The sequence below is a fragment of the Chamaesiphon sp. VAR_69_metabat_338 genome, assembly GCF_031423935.1.
Lineage (GTDB): Bacteria > Cyanobacteriota > Cyanobacteriia > Cyanobacteriales > Chamaesiphonaceae > Chamaesiphon.
Genome location: NZ_JANPGM010000154.1, coordinates 1 through 1,854 on the forward strand (window position 1 = coordinate 1; position 1,854 = coordinate 1,854).

At 48.5% G+C, this 1,854-nt stretch carries 2 protein-coding genes; both read right to left on the reverse strand.

Annotation, left to right across the window (positions count from 1 at the left end; all coding sequences use genetic code 11):
• A partial coding sequence (locus RMO84_RS04635; RefSeq protein WP_310487311.1) for an FAD/NAD(P)-binding protein occupies positions 1-646 on the reverse strand: 646 nt, incomplete at its 3' end.
• A gap of 454 nt (positions 647-1,100) precedes the next feature.
• Positions 1,101-1,790 carry an acetyltransferase gene (locus RMO84_RS04640; protein WP_310487312.1) on the reverse strand — a complete coding sequence of 230 codons (690 nt, stop codon included), beginning with the start codon at positions 1,788-1,790 and terminating at the stop codon, positions 1,101-1,103.
• Between the last annotated feature and the right edge of the window lie 64 nt (positions 1,791-1,854).

Here is a 1,854-nt window from a genome sequence, read left to right on the forward strand (position 1 = left end):
GCGGGCTGCCGATCGCCAGGACGAGCTGTTTGGCAGTAAAGCGGTCGCAATCTGCCGCTGTAGTAATATCGACTAAAAATAACTCGCTATCGCGTTGAATATCCCAAACATCGGCAGTAATTAAATCGCACTCGATCGAGCCTTTAGCTGTAGCAGCGGCGATTGCTTCGGTCAGTCGCGCTCCCAGATACAATCCAAATGTATAGCGGGGAATAAATAAGTCGTCCCAATCGCCGCGTGCCAGATCGGCAGCATTATCGTCCAACCATTTACTCGCTAATTGGCCTTGTTGCTGGTATTGCCGATCGAATAACCGATCGCGATTGGCATTCAACCAATCGATAAAATGGGCGCGCTCTGGTTGTTGGGGAATAAACTCTTTGAGTGGTGAAATTAATAAAGCTGTCCGACCCGATCGATCGCCATAAGGAATTCCCGTCCAGAATTCACTAGACTTTTCGGTAACGACAATTTTGACAGGTTGAGTCCGACCCGCTATAAACTGCGACTCCAATCGCTCCAGATAATGCAGCAAGGTGTATGCTGACGAAATCCCCGCCCCAATAATGGCCAGATCGTATAATTTTGGTGAAGATGCTCGATCGGTTGGGGGTGCGGATTGCCAGGTAGAACTCGAATACTGCATGGTGGATGGTTATATTAGTTATGTAATAATTTCAGCTTCTGTACAGATCTCACTCATACAAGATCCAAGCAATTACCTCGTCAATCCGGAAAATTCATACAATTTTTCCAACATCGAAATCGTGGGCGATGGCCGAGTCGCTAACAGAGAGCAGTTAATCTTGCTTGTCCCATCATATCCGCTGGATTATCGATCGATATCCGCTAAATCAACGATCGTTTGGGGCGAGCCAGCCAACGATAACTAGTTATAAGCACTTAGTTGTGGCATAAATTACACAGCGATCGAGACTAATCGGTTCACAGCCTCGACTATTTGAAATAGATCGAACCAGATCGGTTGCGATCTCAATTCCCTATTCTCTGCCAAGAGGTCGCGATCTCTCAGGTCGCACTAGAGATGGAAGTTCCCTTCAGCGCACATCAAAGTTATCGATTATCAACTATCAATTAATTTAACGATCCGCTAGTGAAGGGAGATCGAGTAGTGAGTCGAGCGCACTAAAATCGGGTTCCTCGCGAACTTTGATTACCCGAGCGGGATTGCCCACTGCCGTCGCAAAATCGGGGATATCGCGAATCACCACCGCGCCCGCACCCACCGTACACCAGCGACCGATCCGAATGCTGGGAATTACGACCGCGCCAGCTCCAATATGGGTACCCTCGCCAACTTGGACGTGACCGCACAATGTGGCATGGGGCGAAATATGCGCGTAGTTGCCGATCGTATTATCGTGGTCGATACTAGCAGCAGTATTGACGAGGACGTGTTCGCCAACGCTCGTACCAGCTTGGACGATCGCACCATGCAAAATCACCGTTCCCACGCCCACAGTTGCTTTGGCGGAAATAATTGCGGTGCCATGAATCGCCGTACCGTAGGTGGCGGGAATCGATTTGGCTAGTTCCGCCCGTCGCAAATTATTACCGACACTGATAATCAATGGTGCGTCTAACTGGGGAAATCCCAACCCCAACAGCCGAATGCCATCGCGAATTTCGATGCCCTTGAATTTGGCATTGGGGGGATTGTCATCAAACATGCCAATTACTTCGATATCGAGGCTATTGAGGATGTCTGTGATGACTTTTGAGTGTCCCCCCGCTCCATACAAATACATGTATTTAGTTGCCAGATCCATAGTTCGGTAGATGTTTTTAATCAAATTTTAGCGACGATCTCGATCGAGTCTAATGAGGCTAGAG